At 73.3% G+C, this 17429-nt stretch carries 15 protein-coding genes; 2 read left to right on the top strand and 13 right to left on the bottom strand.

Annotation, left to right across the window (positions count from 1 at the left end):
• Nucleotides 1–79 precede the first annotated feature (79 nt).
• The 6 genes from D1J60_RS24880 to D1J60_RS24855 all read right to left on the bottom strand — a co-directional run bounded on the left by D1J60_RS24880 (nucleotide 80) and on the right by D1J60_RS24855 (nucleotide 8067).
• Nucleotides 80–2272 carry a bifunctional diguanylate cyclase/phosphodiesterase gene (locus tag D1J60_RS24880; RefSeq protein ID WP_125598444.1) on the bottom strand — a complete coding sequence of 731 codons (2193 nt, stop codon included), beginning with the start codon at nucleotides 2270–2272 and terminating at the stop codon, nucleotides 80–82.
• Between the two features lie 381 nt (nucleotides 2273–2653).
• Nucleotides 2654–4864, bottom strand: coding sequence for an NAD-dependent DNA ligase LigA (ligA, locus tag D1J60_RS24875; RefSeq protein ID WP_125822584.1), 2211 nt, complete (start codon nucleotides 4862–4864; stop codon nucleotides 2654–2656).
• 31 nt (nucleotides 4865–4895) lie between these two features.
• The gene (locus tag D1J60_RS24870; RefSeq protein ID WP_125822583.1) at nucleotides 4896–5879 is read right to left on the bottom strand and encodes a methionine synthase; all 984 of its coding nucleotides are present in this window, start codon (nucleotides 5877–5879) and stop codon (nucleotides 4896–4898) included.
• Entirely contained in the window at nucleotides 5876–6565 is a 690-nt protein-coding gene (locus D1J60_RS24865) for an SDR family oxidoreductase (RefSeq protein ID WP_125598435.1), read from the bottom strand. The genes D1J60_RS24870 and D1J60_RS24865 overlap by 4 nt, the downstream gene beginning before the upstream one ends.
• 64 nt (nucleotides 6566–6629) lie before the next feature.
• Entirely contained in the window at nucleotides 6630–6974 is a 345-nt protein-coding gene (locus tag D1J60_RS24860; RefSeq protein WP_125822582.1) for a DUF1330 domain-containing protein, read from the bottom strand.
• An 88-nt stretch (nucleotides 6975–7062) separates the two neighbouring features.
• Nucleotides 7063–8067, bottom strand: coding sequence for a helix-turn-helix domain-containing protein (locus tag D1J60_RS24855; protein WP_125822581.1), 1005 nt, complete (start codon nucleotides 8065–8067; stop codon nucleotides 7063–7065).
• Nucleotides 8068–8192: 125 nt separating this feature from the next.
• Between D1J60_RS24855 and D1J60_RS24850 the strand changes: the two genes are divergently transcribed.
• Entirely contained in the window at nucleotides 8193–9116 is a 924-nt protein-coding gene (locus D1J60_RS24850; RefSeq protein WP_125822580.1) for an NADP-dependent oxidoreductase, read from the top strand.
• On the opposite strand, the gene mnmA is transcribed toward D1J60_RS24850, so the two are convergent.
• Nucleotides 9113–10252 carry a tRNA 2-thiouridine(34) synthase MnmA gene (mnmA, locus tag D1J60_RS24845; RefSeq protein ID WP_125822579.1) on the bottom strand — a complete coding sequence of 380 codons (1140 nt, stop codon included), beginning with the start codon at nucleotides 10250–10252 and terminating at the stop codon, nucleotides 9113–9115. The genes D1J60_RS24850 and mnmA overlap by 4 nt on opposite strands.
• Before the next feature lie 68 nt (nucleotides 10253–10320).
• On the opposite strand from mnmA, the gene D1J60_RS24840 reads away from it, so the two are divergent.
• Nucleotides 10321–10992 (top strand): N-acetylmuramoyl-L-alanine amidase, encoded by a 672-nt coding sequence (locus tag D1J60_RS24840; RefSeq protein ID WP_164720965.1) that lies wholly within the window; start codon nucleotides 10321–10323, stop codon nucleotides 10990–10992.
• On the opposite strand, the gene D1J60_RS24835 is transcribed toward D1J60_RS24840, so the two are convergent.
• The 6 genes from D1J60_RS24835 to D1J60_RS24810 all read right to left on the bottom strand — a co-directional run bounded on the left by D1J60_RS24835 (nucleotide 10985) and on the right by D1J60_RS24810 (nucleotide 17382).
• A complete protein-coding gene (locus D1J60_RS24835) occupies nucleotides 10985–12148 on the bottom strand; it encodes a cysteine desulfurase family protein (RefSeq protein WP_125822577.1) in 1164 nt (387 codons plus the stop codon). The two genes, D1J60_RS24840 and D1J60_RS24835, sit on opposite strands and share 8 nt — an antisense overlap.
• Before the next feature lie 289 nt (nucleotides 12149–12437).
• Nucleotides 12438–13289: a thioesterase family protein gene (locus tag D1J60_RS24830; protein WP_125822576.1), complete on the bottom strand. Its 852-nt coding sequence runs from the start codon at nucleotides 13287–13289 to the stop codon at nucleotides 12438–12440.
• 48 nt (nucleotides 13290–13337) lie between these two features.
• Nucleotides 13338–13994: a trimeric intracellular cation channel family protein gene (locus tag D1J60_RS24825; RefSeq protein WP_125602156.1), complete on the bottom strand. Its 657-nt coding sequence runs from the start codon at nucleotides 13992–13994 to the stop codon at nucleotides 13338–13340.
• 249 nt (nucleotides 13995–14243) lie between these two features.
• Nucleotides 14244–15293 carry a dipeptide ABC transporter ATP-binding protein gene (locus D1J60_RS24820; RefSeq protein WP_277607512.1) on the bottom strand — a complete coding sequence of 350 codons (1050 nt, stop codon included), beginning with the start codon at nucleotides 15291–15293 and terminating at the stop codon, nucleotides 14244–14246.
• Nucleotides 15290–16351 (bottom strand): ABC transporter ATP-binding protein, encoded by a 1062-nt coding sequence (locus D1J60_RS24815; protein ID WP_050779917.1) that lies wholly within the window; start codon nucleotides 16349–16351, stop codon nucleotides 15290–15292. Before D1J60_RS24815 ends, D1J60_RS24820 begins: the two co-directional genes overlap by 4 nt.
• A gap of 29 nt (nucleotides 16352–16380) precedes the next feature.
• On the bottom strand, nucleotides 16381–17382 hold the full coding sequence (locus D1J60_RS24810) for an ABC transporter permease (protein WP_125602150.1): 1002 nt from the start codon (nucleotides 17380–17382) through the stop codon (nucleotides 16381–16383).
• Nucleotides 17383–17429 lie beyond the last annotated feature (47 nt).

The following is a 17429-nucleotide window of genomic DNA, read 5'->3' as shown; positions in this document are numbered from 1 at the left end:
GGCCGGCCTTCGGCCGCGGTGCGGGCGCGCCGCCGCGCGGGGCCGTCTCCCCGCGCGGCGGCGGCCCCGCCGGGGACCGCTACGGGGCCGGGGTCTCCGCGGCGGCGGCGAGCTCGGCGGTGATGTCGGCCGGGCGGCGCCAGCCGCGCTCGCCCCGGGCCAGCAGCCAGGCGGTGGCCTCCTGCGGCGGCATGGCGGCGGCGACCAGCCACCCCTGGACGGCGTCGCAGCCCAGGTCGCGCAGCCGCTCCCAGGTCTCGTCGTCCTCGACGCCCTCGGCGACCACGAGCAGGCCCAGGGAGTGGGCCAGGTCGACCGTGCAGCGCACGATCTCCGCGTCCTGCGCGTCCACCGCGAGGCGGGCGACGAAGGAGCGGTCGATCTTCAGCTCGCTCACCGGCAGCCGGCGCAGGTGCACCAGCGAGGAGTAGCCCGTGCCGAAGTCGTCCAGGGACATCTTCACCCCGTGGCCCGTGAGGCCCGCCATGGTGTCGGCGGCCCGCTGCGGGTCCTCCAGCAGGACGTGTTCCGTTATCTCCAGCTGGAGGCCGCTGGCCGGGACCCCGTGCCGGGCCAGCCGGGCGGCGACGGCTCCCGCGAAGCCGGGGGTGTGGACGTCGCGCGGCGAGACGTTGACGGCGACGGGGACCTTCAGGCCCTGCGCCCGCCAGCGGGCGACCTGGGCGAGGGCCGTCTCCAGGACGTACTCCGTCAGGTGCGGCATCAGCCCGGAGGTCTCGGCGATGGCGATGAACTCGTCGGGCGGGACCCGCCCGCGTTCGGGGTGCACCCAGCGGACCAGCGCCTCCAGGCCGGCCACCTGGCCGTCGAAGCGGACCTTGGGCTGGTAGTGGAGTTCCACCTCGCCGGCGTCGAGGGCCCGGCGCAGGTCGCCGAGGAGGCCGAGCCGGTCGGGCGTGTTGCTGTCGCGCTTGGACTCGTAGACCTCGACGCCCGTGCGGTCCCGCTTGGCCTGGTACATGGCCACGTCCGCGCGGCGCAGCAGGCCTTCCGCGTCCAGCGCGTGGTCGGGGAAGACGGCGAGGCCGGCGCTGGCCTCCAGCACCAGGGTGAGGCCGTCGAGGTCCAGCGGGGAGCTGAGCTCGGCGACCAGGTTGCGGGCGACGCGCTGGGCGCTGGTGGTGGAGTCGGTGGTGGGCAGGAGGACGGCGAACTCGTCGCCGCCGAGCCGGGCGGCCTCGGCGTCGGCCGGCAGCGCCTGCCGCAGCCGCTCGGCGATCTGGAGCAGCAGCCGGTCGCCCGCGAGGTGGCCGAGGGTGTCGTTGACGGCGCGGAAGCGGTCCAGGTCGATCAGCACGAGGGCCGACCGGGTGCCCTGGCGTTCGGCGTCGTCCAGCGCGGACCAGGCGCGCTCCAGCAGCCACTGCCGGTTCGGCAGCCCGGTCAGCGGGTCGCGCAGCTGTTCCTCGGCGCGGGCCCGGGCGATCCACAGGGTGGAGTCGAGGGCGATGAGGGGTACGGCGAACAGCGGCAGCAGGACCGGCTGGGTGCTGGCGACCACGCAGATCAGCGGGGCGATGCCGAGCAGGGCCGCGGCGACCAGGGCCTGGCGCAGGATGGTCGCGCGGGCCACGGTGGGCAGCCCGCCGCCGCGCGGGGTGAGCGCGAACCACAGCAGGATCCGGGTGACCAGCAGGTAGGAGAGGGCGACGAGGACCACCTCGGGGGCGGCGGCGAGGTCCCAGTCCAGGGGCAGCCACGGCCCCTCGACGCTCGGCGCGTCGCCGAAGGCCGCGAGGACGAGGGCCCCCGCGCCGATCCCGAGGATGTCGACGGAGCCGTGCAGCAGGCCCTGGCGCCAGCGCTGCCGGCGGGCGGCCCCGACGAGGGAGACCACGGCCAGGGAGACGAGTCCGGCGGGGATCCAGCCGTAGAGGATCAGGACGCCGAGGGTGAGCGCCGCACCGGATCCGGTGCCTCCCCACCAGCGGTCGCGGCCCAGGGCGACGAGGTGGCCGACGATGATGCCGGTGAGCAGGGCGAGTCCCCACCCCACGGAACCGCCGGGGAACAGCGCCTGACGGTTGGTCAGTGCGGAGGCGATGCCGGCGGCGAGCACCACGGCGGCGAGGCCGACGAGGGCGAGGGGCAGCGCGGTGCGCCGCCGCTCGTGTCCCGGTGTGCCCGCCGTGGTGTCCAGGGCGCGGGTCTCCGGTGTCCTGGCACCCAGGACACCGAGCCGGCCCGCCCGCACGGGCGGTGTCTCCCCGCCGGATTCAGGTGACGGGTCGGCGCTTTCGGTGGGTTTCATGCCCGTCCCTCTCACAGCCGGCGATGCCGATGCCACGCGATGGCCCCGATGTCATGCCATCACGGCTGAAAGCGCATCAGGCAGCCGCGCACGACAGGCGCACCCCACAACAGTAGGCCGCGAGAGGCTTCCAGGGGCAGCGGTCGGCGGTGGTTGCCCGAATGCGGCCCAGCCATCCTCATCAGTACGGTATCCGCCGAACGGGTGAGTTTGGACCAGGACCCCCCTGTCACCCGTCCGATGATCCGACAGCTCGCGGCCCCTCGACCAGCCGTCCACCGGCCGTTTTCCACCGGGAACCGCGCCGGGCGTGCGCCCGCCCGTACGGCCGGGCGCCATGCATCCGTTCGCCTCCGCCGCCCCTGGACGACTCCCGCGCGGTTAGTGACCGCCCTCGGCTCCGGCGGCGCCCTCCAGCGGGAGCGCGGCCTCGCGCGCGGCGTCGGGACCCTGTTCGAGGAGCACCTCGAAGCCGGCGTCGTCGAGGATCGCGAGGCCCAGCTGGACGGCCTTGTCGTACTTCGAGCCGGGGTTGTCGCCGACGACGACGAAGGAGGTCTTCTTCGACACCGAGCCGGTGACCTTGGCCCCGCGGCTCTGCAGGGCCTCCTTGGCCCCGTCGCGGGTGTGGTTCTGCAGGGTGCCGGTGACGACGACGGTCAGGCCCTCCAGCGGGCGCGGCCCCTCCTCCTCGGCGGAACCTTCCTCCTCCATCCGTACGCCGGCCGCCCGCCACTTGCGCAGGATCTCCTGGTGCCAGTCGACGGCGAACCACTCCTTGAGGGAGGCGGCGATGATCGCCCCGACGCCCTCGGTGGCCGTCAGCTCCTCCTCGGTGGCCTGCTCGATGCGCTCGATCGAGCGGAACTCGCGGGCGAGCGCCTCCGCTGCGACCGGACCGACGTGCCGGATCGACAGGCCGTTGATGATCCGGGCGAGCGGGCGCTGCTTGGCGGCCGCGATGTTCTCCAGCATGGCCAGGGCGTTCTTCTTCGGCTCGCCCTTCTGGTTGGCGAAGACCGTGACGATCTTCTCCTCGCCGGTCTTCGGGTCCCGCTTGGGCAGTCCGCTGTCCGGGTCCCGGACGTACGCCTTGATGGGCAGCAGCTGCTCGATCGTGAGGTCGAAGAGGTCGCCCTCGTCCAGCAGCGGCGGCCGCGCCGGCTCCAGCGGGCCGGTCAGGGCGGCGGCCGCGACGATGCCGAAGTTCTCGATGTCCAGGCTCTGCCGGCCGGCGAGGTAGTAGATCCGCTCCCGCAGCTGCGCGGGGCAGGTCTGCCCGTTGGGGCACCGCACGTCGATGTCGCCCTCCTTCATCGGGCGCAGCTCCGTCCCGCACTCGGGGCACAGGGCCGGCATGACGAACTCGCGCTCGGTGCCGTCCCGCAGGTCCACGACCGGGCCGAGGATCTCCGGGATGACGTCGCCGGCCTTGCGCAGGACGACGGTGTCCCCGATGAGGACGCCCTTGGCCTTGACGACCTCCTGGTTGTGCAGGGTCGCGAACTCGACCTCGGAGCCGGCCACCGTCACCGGCTCCACCTGGGCGTACGGGGTGACGCGCCCGGTGCGCCCGACGCCGACCTTGATGTCGACGAGCTTGGTGTTGACCTCTTCGGGGGCGTACTTCCAGGCGATGGCCCAGCGGGGGGCGCGGGCGGTGGAGCCGAGGCGGCCCTGGAGGGCGATCTCGTCGAGCTTGACGACGACGCCGTCGATCTCGTGCTCCACCGAGTGCCGGTTCTCCCCGAAGAGGGCGATGAACTCGCGGACCTCGGCCAGGGAGGAGACGACCTTGTTGTGCCGGGCGGTGGGCAGGCCCCACTCGCGCAGCAGCTCGTACGCCTGCGACTGGCGCTCGATCTCGAAGCCCTCGCGGGCGCCGATGCCGTGGACCACCATGTGCAGCGGGCGGGACGCGGTGACCTTGGGGTCCTTCTGGCGCAGCGAACCGGCCGCCGCGTTGCGCGGGTTGGCGAAGGGCTTGCCCGAGGCCTCGACGAGCCGGGCGTTGAGCTCCTCGAACTTCTCCATCGGGAAGTACACCTCGCCGCGGATCTCGACGAGGGCCGGGACCCGGTCCCCCTTGAGGCGGTCCGGGATCTCGGCGATGGTGCGGACGTTGGGCGTGATGTCCTCGCCGGTGCGGCCGTCGCCGCGGGTGGCGGCGCGGGTGAGGCGGCCGTTCTCGTAGGTGAGGTTGACGGCGAGGCCGTCCACCTTGAGCTCGCACAGGTAGTGGTAGTCCGGGGTGTTCACGTCCCGGGCCACCCGGTCGGCCCAGGCGGACAGCTCCTCGTCGTCGAAGGCGTTGTCGAGGGAGAGCATCCGCTCGCGGTGCTCCACGGAGGCGAAGTCCGTCTCGTACGCCCCGGCCACCTTCTGGGTGGGCGAGTCGGGCGTGCGCAGCTCGGGGTACTGCTCCTCCAGGGCCTCCAGGGAGCGCAGCAGCTGGTCGAACTCGGCGTCGCTGACGACCGGCTGGTCGTTCACGTAGTACCGGAAGCGGTGCTCCTCGACCTGCTCGGCGAGCAGCTGGTGCTGCTCGCGCACCGCCGTCGGTACTGCCGTGTCCTGCTGTTCGGCTGCCATGCCGTGTCCTCCCGTGGCCCGTCCTCGACCGTCACTCAGGGTTGTCGGCGAGCGACCTCGCCGCCCTGACGCAATGGGCCTGCGCCGCGCGGGCGTACGCGGGCGAGGCGCCCGCCAGACCGCACGACGGGGTGACCACGACGGACTCGGCGAGAGTCCCCGGGGCCAGTCCCAGCCTGCGCCAGAGCTTCCTGACACCCATGACGCTACCGCCCGGGTCCGACAACGGGGCATCGGTGCCCGGCACCACTCCGGTGAAGAGTTTCAGCCCGCCTTCGACGGCCTCGCCGATGGCGTCGTCCTCGCGCTCGGTGAGCAGTGAGAAATCGAACGAGACGCCCGTGGCGCCGGCCCTGTGCAGCAGCGCGAAGGGGACCTCGGGCGCGCAGGAGTGCACGACGACCTCCCCGTCGTGGACGGCGAAGAGGTCGCGCAGGGTGCTCTCGACCACCTGGCGGTCGACGGCCCGGTAGGTGCGGTAGCCGCTGGCGGAGCGCACCCGGCCGCGCAGGACGGCGGTGAGCGAGGGCTCGTCGTACTGGAGCACGATCTCGGCGCCGGGGACGCGCTTGCGCACGTCGGCGAGGTGGTCGCGCAGGCCCTCGGCGAGGGACGCGGCCAGGTCGCGGCAGGCTCCGGCGTCCTGGAGGACGGCCTCGCCGCCGTGCAGTTCGAGCGCGGTGGCCAGGGTCCACGGGCCGACGGCCTGGACCTTGAGCTTGCCGATGTAGCCCTGGGTGAACTCCTCCAGGGCGTCGAGGTCCTCGCCCAGCCAGGAGCGGGCGCGGCGGGTGTCGCGGCCGGGGCGGTCGCTGATCCGCCAGCCGCTGGGTTCCACGTGCGCGTACATGTCGACGAGCAGTCCCAGGGAGCGGCCGATCATGTCGGCGCCGGGTCCGCGGGCGGGCAGCTCGGGCAGGTACGGGAACTCCTCGAAGGAGCCCGTCGCGGTCTTGGCGGCCTCGCGGGCGTCGCCGCCGGGCAGGGAGCCGACGCCGGTGGCGCTCGCGGTCATCGGCCGGGCCTGACGGACAGGTCGTTGACCTCGGCGTCGCGCGGCAGGTCGACGGCCATGACGATGGTGGTCGCCACCGACTCGGGGTCGATCCAGCGCTCGGCGTCGTACTCCTTGCCCTCCTGGGAGTGCACCTTGGCCTGCATGGGGCTGGCGGTGCGGCCGGGGTAGACGGAGGTGACGCGGATGCCGTTGGCCTTCTCCTCGGCGCGCAGGGAGTCGGCGAGGGCCTTGAGGCCGTGCTTGGAGGCGGCGTAGGCGCTCCAGTCGGCGTGGGCGGTGAGGCCGGCGCCGGAGTTCACGAAGACGACGGTGGCCTTGGAGGCGCGCAGGGTGGGCAGCAGCAGCCGGGTGACCTCGGCGGGGGCGATCAGGTTGACGTTGAGCTGCTGGTGCCAGGTCTTGGGGCGGAGCTCCCCGACCGGTCCGAGGTCGACGATCCCGGCGATGTGCAGGAGGGAGTCGATGCGCTCGGGGACCGGCTGCTTGGAGAACGCCCATGACAGCCGGTCGGGATCCGCGAGGTCGCCCACGAGGGTCCGCGCGCCGGGGTAGCGCTCGACGAGCTGCCGGGCGCGGGCGGCGTCGCGGGCGAGCAGGACGAGGTCGTCGCCGCGGGCGTGCAGGCGGGCGGCGACGGCGGCGCCGATGCCGGAGCCGGCACCGGTGATCAGGTGAGTAGCCATACGGCCCATGCTCGCATCCGCCCGGGCCCCGCCGCCGCCTCGGTCCGCGGCCAGGCGCCGGGGGTCAGGATCCGGCGGCCTCGCGCAGGGCGCCCGCCCGCGCGGTGGCGTCGTAGTCGCCGGGTACGCCCTCGACCAGGAAGGCCGTGCCGGGGATGTGGTCGGTGCGCAGCGGGAGGATGGCCTGGTAGGCGTCGGAGGCGTACCAGGCGCGGGCGCTCTCGATGTCGGGGAAGCCGATGACGACGACGGTGCCGGGGAAGGGGCCTTCGAGGACCTCGACCTCCTTGCCGTGGACGAGGAAGCGGCCGCCGAAGGGGTCCATGGTCGCCTGGATCGCCTCGATGTAGCGCAGGACGTCCTCGTTGAGCGTCGGCCGGTGCAGGTGCGCGATGGCGTACGCGGTCATGTGGGCCTCCCCTGTCGGTGCGCCGGGCGGTCCCGGCCGTTGCTCCGATGCTGTCAGCGGGAGTCCGCGGGGGCGATTACCCCGGAGGTCATGCCCGGGCGGCGGGCTGGAAGGTGCGGCGGTAGGCGATCGGGGAGACGCCGATGGAGGCGCGCATGTGCTGGCGCAGGGAGTTGGCGGTGCCGAAGCCGGAGCGGTGCGCGACCAGGTCGACGGGGAGGTCGCTGGACTCCAGCAGGTGCCGGGCGATCTCCAGGCGCTGGGCGGTGAGCCACTGGACGGGGGTCATGCCGACCTCGTCGCGGAAGCGCCGGGTGAAGGTGCGCAGGCTCATCCGGGCGTGCTCGGCGAGTTCGGCGAGGGAGATCGGCTCGCCGAGCCGTTCCAGGGCCCAGGCGCGGGTGGCGGTGGTGGTGGCGACGGTGGGCTCGGGCACCGGCCGGTCGATGAACTGTGCCTGCCCGCCGTCGCGCCAGGGCGGTACGACGCACATGCGGGCGGCCCGGTTGGTGACGGCGGCGCCGTGGTCGCGGCGGATCAGGTGGAGGCACAGGTCGACGCCGGCGGAGACGCCGGCGGAGGTCAGGACGTCGCCGTCGTCGACGAAGAGGACCTCCTCGTCGACCCGGACCCGGGGGTAGGCCCGGCGGAACTCGGGGGCGAGGTTCCAGTGGGTGGTGGCGGGCCGGCCGTCGAGGAGTCCGGCGGCGGCGAGCACGTACGAGCCGGAGCAGATGGAGACCAGGCGGGTGCCGGGCCGGATGCCGGCGATGGCGGCGGCCACCGCGGGCGGCAGCGGGCCGCCGAGCGCCAGCTCGGGCATGGCGTGGGTGGGCGGGACGATCACCGTGTCGGCGGCGGCGAGGGCCTCGGGGCCGGCGGCGGGCTGGAGGCTGAAGCCGGAGTCGCTGGGGACGGGCTCGCCGTCGACGGTGCAGACGACGACCTCGTACAGGGGTTCGCCTGCCTCGTCCACGGCCTGGCCGAAGACGCGCGAGGGGATGCCCAGCTCGAAGGGCGGGAAGCCGGGCAGGGCGAGGACGGCGATGAGGTGCCTGCCGTGGGGGCCGCTTCCGTCCGGGTACGTACTCATGGCCAGATCCTGTCACATGGTGGCCGGACGGCCAATACCACGAGGGTGCGCGAGGCCCGAATCTGGGTGATGTCGCCGGGCAGGGCCCGGAAAAATACGGAATCAGTCGGAAAGAGGCAGTAGAAATGCGTGCGATCGTCGTGAACGAGTGGGGCGGCCCCGAGAACCTCGTCGAGCGGGAGATCGAGCGGCCGGAGCCCGGGCTGGGCGAGGTCCTCGTCCGCGTCCACGCGGCGGGCGTCAACCCGGTCGACTGGAAGACGCGGGCGTCCGGCCACCTGATCGAGTGGGGCGAGACCCCGGTCGTCGGCTGGGACGTCTCGGGCACCGTCGAAGCCGTCGGCCCCGGCACGACCGTCTTCCGGCCGGGTGACGAGGTGTACGGCATGCCGCTCTTCCCGCGGCAGGCCGGCGGGTACGCCGAGTACGTGGTCGCCCCGGCCCGGCAGCTGGCGGCCAAGCCCGCCTCGCTGAGCCACGTGGAGGCCGCCGCGCTGCCGCTGGCCGCGCTGACGGCCTGGCAGGCGCTGGTGGACACCGCGGACGTGCGTCCCGGCGAGCGGGTCCTCGTGCACGCCGCCGCCGGCGGGGTCGGGCACCTGGCGGTGCAGATCGCCAAGGCGCGCGGGGCGTACGTGATCGGCACGGCCAGCGCGGGCAAGCACGAGCTGCTGCGCTCGCTGGGCGCGGACGAGGTCGTCGACTACCGCGCCGTGTCGTTCGAGGACGTGGTGGCGGACGTGGACGTGGTCCTGGACGGCCTCGGCGGCGAGGTCGCCGAACGCTCCCTCTCGGTGCTCCGCGAGGGCGGCCGGCTGGTCACCCTCCCGGGCCCGGACGACGTCCCGGACGACACCCGCGGCTTCCGCGCCGACTGGGTGCTGGTCGAGCCGGACCGGCTGGGGCTGCGCGAGATCGCCGCACTGGCCGACCGCGGCGCCCTGAAGCCCCTCGTGGACACGGTCCTGCCGCTGGAGCAGGCCGCGAAGGCCCACGGGATCGGCGAGCTCGGCCGCACCACCGGCAAGATCGTCCTGACGGTCGCCTAGGCGGTGGCGGCGGCCGCGGCCCGGGTCGTGGTCGCGATGGTGGCGGAGCCGACCACGCGGGTGTCGTCGTAAAGGACGATCGCCTGGCCGGGGGCCACGCCGCGGACCGGCTCGGTGAAGGTGACGCGCAGCTCGCCGTCCACGACCTCGGCGAAGACCTCGGTCTCGCCGCCGTGGGCGCGCAGCTGCGCGGTGTAGGTGCCCGGGGCGGCGGGGGTGGAGCCGCACCAGCGGGGGCGGATCGCGGTGAGGGCGGTGACGTCGAGGGCCTCGACGGGGCCGACGGTGACGGTGTTGTTCACCGGGGAGATGTCGAGGACGTAGCGGGGCTTGCCGTCGGGGGCCGGGTGGCCGATGCGCAGGCCCTTGCGCTGGCCGATGGTGAAGCCGTAGGCGCCGTCGTGGGTGCCGACCTTCTCGCCGGTGGCGCCGTCGACGATGTCGCCCTCGGCCTTGCCCAGGCGCTTGGCGAGGAAGCCCTGGGTGTCGCCGTCGGCGATGAAGCAGATGTCGTGGCTGTCGGGCTTCTTCGCGACGGCCAGCCCCCGGCGCTCGGCCTCGGCGCGGATCTCGTCCTTGGTGGTGATCGTGTCGCCGAGCGGGAAGAGGGCGTGGGCCAGCTGCTTCTCGTCGAGGACGCCGAGGACGTAGGACTGGTCCTTGGCCATGTCGGAGGCGCGGTGCAGCTCGCGGGAGCCGTCGGCGTTCTCGACGACGGTGGCGTAGTGGCCGGTGCAGACGGCGTCGAAGCCGAGGGCGAGGGCCTTGTCGAGCAGCGCCGCGAACTTGATCTTCTCGTTGCAGCGGAGGCAGGGATTCGGGGTGCGCCCGGCCTCGTACTCGGCGACGAAGTCCTCGACGACGTCCTCGCGGAAGCGCTCGGCGAGGTCCCAGCAGTAGAAGGGGATGCCGATGACGTCGGCCGCGCGGCGGGCGTCGCGGGAGTCCTCGATGGTGCAGCAGCCGCGGGCGCCGGTCCGGAAGGACTGGGGGTTCGCGGAGAGCGCCAGGTGGACCCCGGTGACGTCGTGCCCGGCTTCGACGGCGCGGGCGGCGGCGACGGCGGAGTCCACACCGCCGGACATGGCGGCCAGGACGCGGAGGGGGCGGGCGGTGCGCGGCAGGTTCTCAGTCATAGCACCGTCCAGGGTACGGGGAACCGGGCGGGGTCACGGCGCGTTGTCGGCTGTGGGGGGTGGATCACATGACCGAGCAGGTGGAGAAGGGGCCGAGGGGACCGCGCCGGACCCGGCGGGCGGTGCTGCTGGGCGGGCTGGGGGTCCTCACGGCGGCGGGGTTCGCGGCCCGGGACGAGATCGGGCGGGCCTGGTGGCTGCTGCCCGGGGTGTCCAAGCCGCGCAAGGAGGGCGAGCTCGACTACGCGGCCGCGAGCTGGACGGCGGCCTCGCCGGCGAACTGGCGGCTCGCGGACCGGCCCGACGACTACCGGGTGGACCGGATCGTCGTCCATGTCACACAGGGCGGCTTCGAGTCCTCGGTCGACGCCTTCAAGAACCCGTTCCACAGGGCGTCGGCGCACTACATAGTGCGCCAGGACGGCCATGTGGAGCAGATGGTGCGCGAGCTCGACGTGGCCTTCCACGCGGCGAACCGGGACATGAACGAGCGCAGCATCGGCATCGAGCACGTGGGCTTCGTCGACCGGCCCCAGGACTTCACCGACGCCCTGTACGCGGCCTCGGCGAGACTGGCCGCCGACGTCTGCCGGAGGTACGGCATACCGGCGGACCGCAGGCACGTCCTGGGCCACGACGAGGTGCCGGGCGCCGACCACACGGATCCCGGCCCGCACTGGGACTGGGACCGCTACCTGCGCCTGGTCCGCCAGGAGCTCGCGGCGGCGGCCGCTAGCTGAGGCCGGCGCTGCGGGCGCGCTCCACGGCGGGGCCGATCGCGGCGGCGACGGCGGCGACGTCCTCCTTGGTGGAGGTGTGCCCCAGTGAGAACCGCAGGGTGCCGCGGGCCAGCCGCGGGTCCGTCCCGGCCGCGAGCAGGACGTGGCTGGGCTGGGCCACCCCCGCGGTGCAGGCGGAGCCGGTGGAGCACTCGATGCCCTGCGCGTCCAGCAGCAGCAGGAGCGAGTCGCCCTCGCAGCCGGGGAAGCTGAAGTGGGCGTTGGCCGGCAGCCGGTCCACCGGGTCGCCGCCGAGGACGGCGTCGGGGACGGCGGCCAGCACGGCCGTGATCAGCTCGTCGCGCAGGGCGCCGACCTCGGCGGCGAACCGCTCGCGCCGCTCGGCGGCGAGTACGGCCGCCACCGCGAAGGCGGCGATGGCGGGCACGTCGAGGGTGCCGGAGCGGACGTGCCGCTCCTGGCCGCCGCCGTGCAGGACCGGGACGGGGCTCTGGTCGCGGCCGAGCAGCAGCGCGCCGATGCCGTAGGGGCCGCCGACCTTGTGGCCGCTGACGGTCATGGCGGCGAGGCCGCTGTCGCCGAAGCGGACGTCGAGCTGGCCGAAGGCCTGGACGGCGTCGGAGTGCAGGGGTACGGCGAACTCCCGCGCTACGGCGGCCAGTTCCGCGACCGGCATGACGGTGCCGATCTCGTTGTTGGCCCACATCACGGTGGCGAGGGCGACGTCGCCGGGGTTGCGCTCCAGGGCCGCCCGGAAGTCCTCGGGGTGCACGCGGCCGTAGCGGTCGACGGGCAGGTACTCGACCTCGGCCCCCTCGTGCTCGGCGAGCCAGTGCACGGCGTCGAGGACGGCGTGGTGCTCGACGGGGCTGGCGAGGACCCGCCTGCGGGCCGGGTCGGCGTCGCGCCGGGCCCAGTAGAGGCCCTTGACGGCGAGGTTGTCGGCCTCGGTGCCGCCGGCGGTGAAGACCACCTCGCTCGGGCGCGCGCCGAGCGCCTCGGCGAGGGACTCGCGGGCCTCCTCGACGGTACGGCGGGCCCGGCGGCCGGCGGCGTGCAGGGAGGACGCGTTGCCGGTGGCGGCGAACTGCGCGGTCATCGCCGCAGCGGCTTCCGGGAGCATCGGCGTGGTCGCGGCGTGGTCGAGGTAGGCCATGATTTTTTGATTCTACGAGTCCCCCGCCCCGCCGGGTCCCGCCCGGGTGCCCTTGGTCCGACCACCGGGCCGCCCCCTCCGCGGCCCGGTGCGGCTCTCGTCCCCTAGGCCGTGTCTTTCGGATCTTGCCGGTTAAGCCCGCGTCTCCCCCAGCTACCGCTGGGAGGGGCGCCCTTGTACTGGACGTACTCGGGTGCTCCGCCAACGCGGCGAGGTGCGGCACCGGGCGGCGCGGGTCTGGGGGCACCTCCCAGCGGTAGCTGGGGGAGCAAGATCCGGAAGACACGGCCTAGCGCGGGGCGCGGGCCAGCTGGCGGGACTGGGCGACCAGGCGGTCGGCGGAGTCCCAGACCTCGGCGTCCTCCTCCAGGAAGCCCCCGGCCAGGTTGCGGGTGACGATGCCCACCCGCAGCGGGCCCGGGGCCGGGCGGCAGCGGATGTGGGTGGTGAGTTCGACGGTCGGGGCCCAGCCGAGCAGGCCGAGGTCGAAGGCGGTCGGCGGCAGCGCGTCCACCGCGAGCAGCAGCGACAGCGGATCGGCGTCGCGGCCGTCGGCCAGCTCGAACCAGGCCCGCATCTCTCCCTTGCCGGAGGGCGCGCCGACCGCCCAGCCCGCGGTCGCCGGGTCCAGGCGGAGCCGGAGCCGGTCGACGATCGCGTTGCTGCCGGGGATCGGGGCCGGGCCGGCCTCGGGGCCGAGGCAGTCCTCGTACGCCGGGATGAGCGGCGGGCGCGCCACCGTGTGCACGGCGTCGGGGAGCGCGGCGAGGTCCCCGTACGAGGCGAGGACGCGGATGCGCTCGACCTCGGCGCCGTTCTCGTCGTACTGGAACAGCGAGGCCTGGCCGGTGGAGAGGGTGCGCCCGACGCGGACCACCTCGGTGCGGATCACGGCGGGGCCGGGCACGGAGGAGGTCAGGTAATGGGCGGAGACGGTGAAGGGGTCCGGGTGCGGCAGGGCCGACGCGAGGGCCCGGCCGACCAGGGCCAGCAGATAGCCGCCGTTGACGGCGGTGATGATCGTCCAGCCTGCGGACAGCTCCGCGTCGTACACCCCGGGCTCGCCCGCGCGGGCGGTGACGGTGGTGTCGCGGTCGAATTCGCTGTCGCCGATGGAGGCCTGGGCCGCTGCGTAAGACATGCCGACGACGGTACACCGGCAAGCTACTAAGCGGTAGCTTTCTCTTGCCTATACCTCTTCGGCCACCGAGGAACGGCGGTTCCAGGCCAGCGGGGCCCGCCAGTGGTAGCGCATCGCGAGCAGGCGCAGCACGAAGGTGGTGACGATGGCGATGCCGGTGGTCACCGGGTTGAGGACCTCGAAGCCGATGAACACGGCCACCATCGCGGCGCCGACGACGGCGGGCACGGCGTACATCTCGCGGTCGCGCAGCAGCGAGGGCACCTCGTTGGCGAGGACGTCGCGCAGCACGCCGCCGCCGACTGCGGTGGCCAGGCCCAGCGCCGCGGAGGCGGTCAGGCCGAGGCCGTACTCGTAGGCCTTGGTGGTGCCGGTGACGCAGAACAGCCCGAGGCCGGCCGCGTCGAAGACGTTGATGGCGCGGTTGATGCGCTGCACCTCGGGGTGGAGGAAGAAGACGAGCGCGGCGGCGATCAGGGGGGTCACGAAGAAGCTGAGTTCGCCGAAGGCCGCGGGCGGGACGGCACCGATGCACAGGTCCCGCAGGAGGCCGCCGCCGAGGGCGGTGACGAGGGCGAGGACGCAGATGCCGAAGACGTCGAAGTTCTTGCGGACCGCGAGGAGGGCGCCGGCGGTGGCGAAGACGAAGATGCCCGCGAGGTCCAGGGCGTGCTGGATGCCGGGCGGGAAGAGATCGTGGAGCACCCCGCCATTGTCGCCTGACGGCGGGGCGGGGACGTCCCCCGCCGCTGCGCTGCCGCGCGGGGGTCCGGGTGCCCGCTGCGCCGGGCGCGCGAGGAGTGCGGGCGCGGGCGGACCGCTGCGCGGGGCAGAGCCCCCTCCCCACCCTTCGCCCGTTCCCCGGGGCCGCGCCCCGGACCCCCGCGCCTCACACGCCGGCGGGGCTGTCTGTAGCCCCGCCGGCGTGTGAGGCGGCGGGCGTGCGGCGGCGCGTCAGGAAGGCTGGTTCTCCGGGTGGTGGCAGGCCGTCTGGTGGCCCGGCTTGATCGTCAGCAGCGGCGGGTCCTGCTTCGCGCAGACCTCCGTCGCCTTCCAGCACCGCGTGTGGAAGCGGCAGCCGGCCGGCGGGGAGATCGGCGAGGGGACGTCGCCCTTGAGCAGGATGCGGCCGCTCTTCGCCCCGCGCCGCCTCGGGTCCGGGACGGGGACCGCGGACAGCAGGGCGTTCGTGTAGGGGTGCATCGGGGACTCGTACAGCGACTTGCGGTCCGCCAGCTCCACGATCTTGCCGAGGTACATCACCGCGATGCGGTCCGAGACGTGCCGGATGACCGACAGGTCGTGCGCGATGATCACGTACGTCAGGCCGAGCTCCTGCTGGAGGTCGTCCAGCAGGTTCACCACCTGCGCCTGGATCGACACGTCCAGCGCCGACACCGGCTCGTCCGCGACGACGAGCTTCGGCTTCAGCGCCAGGGCGCGGGCGATGCCGATGCGCTGGCGCTGGCCGCCGGAGAACTCGTGCGGGTAGCGGTTGTAGTGCTCCGGGTTCAGGCCGACGAGCGAGAGGAGGCGCTGGACCTCCTTCTTGACGCCGCCCTCGGGGGTGACGCCCTGGAGCTTGAAGGGGGCCGAGACGATCGCACCGACCGTGTGGCGCGGGTTCAGGGAGCCGTACGGGTCCTGGAAGATCATCTGCACGTCGCGGCGCAGCGGGCGCATGCCGGCCACGCCGAGGTGGGTGATGTCCTTGCCCTCGAACTCGATGCGGCCGCCCGTCGGCTCCAGCAGACGCGTGATGAGGCGGCCCATCGTCGACTTGCCGCAGCCGGACTCGCCGACGACGCCGAGGGTCTCACCCCGCCGGACGTCGAAGTCGATCCCGTCGACGGCCTTGACGGCGGCGCTCTGGCGGCGCAGCAGCCCCTTGTTGATGGGGAAGTGCTTGACCAGGCCGGTGACCTTCAGCAGCGGCTCCGCCTCGGCGACGGCCGTCGCCGCCGCCGAGTCCTGGGCGGCGGTGTCCTTCTTCATGTCCGTCACAGCTTCGGCGCAATCTCTTCGGTCCAGATCCGGGTCCGCTCCTCCTGCGACATGTGGCAGGCGGACCAGTGCCGGCTGTCGTCCTGGGTCAGCTCGGGCCGCTGGGTGCGGGTGATGCCCCCCTTGGGCACGTCGGCGTAGGGGCACCGGGGGTTGAACGCGCAGCCGCTCGGGATGTTGATCAGGCTGGGCGGCGAGCCCTTGACCGGGATCAGACGCTCGGTCTGGTCGCGGTCGATGCGCGGCATGGAGCCGAGCAGTCCCCAGGTGTAGGGGTGGCGGGGCTCGTAGAACACCTTCTCGGCGGTGCCGCGCTCGACGCACCGGCCGCCGTACATCACGAGGATCTCGTCGGCCATCTCGGCGACCACGCCGAGGTCGTGCGTGATCATGATGACCGCGGAGCCGAACTCCTTCTGCAGGTCGCGGATCAGGTCGAGGATCTGCGCCTGGACGGTGACGTCGAGGGCGGTGGTCGGCTCGTCCGCGATGAGCAGTTCGGGGTTGTTGACGAGCGCCATGGCGATCATCGCGCGCTGGCGCATGCCGCCGGAGAACTCGTGGGGGTACGCGTCCACGCGCCGGTGGGGCTCCGGGATGCCGACGCGGTCGAGCATCTCGACGGCGCGGGCGCGGGCCTTCTTCTTGTCGACGTCGTGGTGGGTCCGGTACGCCTCGACGATCTGCTTGCCCACGGAGTAGTACGGGTGCATCGCGGACAGCGGGTCCTGGAAGACCATGGCCATCTTGCGGCCGCGGAGCCGGCGCACGCGGTCGGCGTCGGCGCTGACCAGGTCCTCGCCGTCGAGCACGACCTCGCCCGAGATGTCCGGGCGGCTGCGGGCGTTGCCGGTGCGGTGCAGGCCCATGATGGCCAGCGAGGTCACCGACTTGCCGGAGCCGGACTCGCCCACGATGCCGAGGGTCTTGCCGCGCTCCAGGTCGAAGCTGAGGCCGTCCACGGACTTGACCAGGCCGTCGTCGGTCGGGAAGTGGACCTTCAGGTCGCGCACGGAGAGGAAGGGGGCCGCGTCGGGCGCGCCGCCCTGCTCGGGCACGAAGGCCGGCTGGTCGGAATCGTTCTTGGTCACGTCAGCCTCACGCGCGGGTCGATGACGACGTACAGCAGGTCCACGATCAGGTTGGCGAGGACCACGAACAGGGCGGCGAGCAGGGTGACGCCCATGATCACGGGAAGGTCGCCGGCGCTGATGGCGGCCACCGCGGCCGTGCCCAGGCCCTGGAAGTTGAAGGTGGTCTCGGTGAGCACCGCGCCGCCGAGGAGGCCGCCGAGGTCCAGGCCGAACATGGTGACGACCGGGGTGAGCGTGGAGCGCAGGGCGTGCTTGCGGATGACCACGCCCTCCTTGAGGCCCTTGGCGCGGGCGGTGCGGATGTAGTCCTCGCCGAGGACCTCGAGCATGGTCGCCCGGGTGATGCGGGCGTAGGTGGCGGCGAAGAGGAAGGCCAGGGTGACCCAGGGCAGGATCATGCTGTTGAGCCAGGCCACCGGATCCTCGGTCAGGGGCTGGTAGTTGGAGACGTCAAGCCAGCCGAGGCTGTAGACGAAGATCGCGGGGGCCACCATGCCGGTGAAGAAGATCGGCAGGGAGACGCCGGCGAGCGCGCCGACCATGACGGTGCGGTCGATGGCGGTGCGGCGTTTGAGTGCGGAGATCACGCCCGTGGCCACACCGGCGATCACCCAGATCACGGCCGCGCCGAGGGCGAGCGAGAGGGTGACGGGGATGCGGTCCATCATGGTTTCCCAGACGGGCGCCTCGGTCTTGAAGGAGTAACCGAAGCAGGGTGCCGCACAGTGGGTGATCTCGGTGCCGCCGTCGTAGTCACGGCCGGCGAAGATGCCCTTGACGAAGAGCAGGTACTGCTCGGAGATGGGCTTGTCGAAGCCCATCTTCACGCGGATGCCCGCCAGGGCGGTCTCGTTGGTCTCCCGGCCTGCGTACATGAGCGCGGGATCGCTGCCGGTCAGCTTCGGGACCGCGAAGAAGATGCCGAAGGTGACCACGGAGACCACCAGCAGCGTGGCGGCGACGTTGAACAGCCGCCGTATGAGGTAGACGAGCACTGCAGTCGGCCGCCCGGGGCTGGTGGCCGCCGCCCCTCGTGGGGGCG

The organism is Streptomyces sp. W1SF4 (assembly GCF_003950035.1).
Taxonomy (GTDB): domain Bacteria; phylum Actinomycetota; class Actinomycetes; order Streptomycetales; family Streptomycetaceae; genus Streptomyces; species Streptomyces racemochromogenes.
The sequence above is the reverse complement of the archived record's forward strand: the minus strand, read 5'-3'. Positions and strand labels throughout refer to the sequence as shown.